Source organism: Cedecea sp. B1(4), assembly GCF_059414925.1.
The window spans coordinates 1-376 of sequence record NZ_JCAHMZ010000330.1; the positions used below are offsets into that span (position 1 = coordinate 1).

The following is a 376-nucleotide window of genomic DNA, read 5'->3' on the forward strand; positions in this document are numbered from 1 at the left end:
TTGATCATGATGATCCACGACTGCACCATCATCAGCACCAGGATGGCGATGATGACCCAGGCGTCGATCGGCACCGCCTTGAGCAGGAAGCCCAGGCCGCCGAAGCCGAAGCCCGACTGTTCCTCGTCGGTGCCGTAGGCCACCAGGCGCGATTCGGCGCCCTGCGAGATCGCGTCGGCCAGGATCAGCGCGGCGGGACGGGCGACGCGCGACAGGCGCACTTCGTCGATGGCGCCGACGAACGGCGCGTACACATGCGGCGCCATCGACGAAGTGCGCCTGTCGCGCGTCGCCCGTCCCGCCGCGCTGATCCTGGCCGACGCGATCTCGCAGGGCGCCGAATCGCGCCTGGTGGCCTACGGCACCGACGAGGAAC

The 376-nt window shown here is 69.1% G+C and carries 1 protein-coding gene; it reads right to left on the minus strand.

Annotated features, from left to right (window positions below; genetic code table 11):
* Positions 1–254 (minus strand): hypothetical protein (locus tag ACR6JA_RS23165; RefSeq protein WP_494599866.1); only part of this gene is annotated, 254 nt, incomplete at its 3' end.
* Positions 255–376 lie beyond the last annotated feature (122 nt).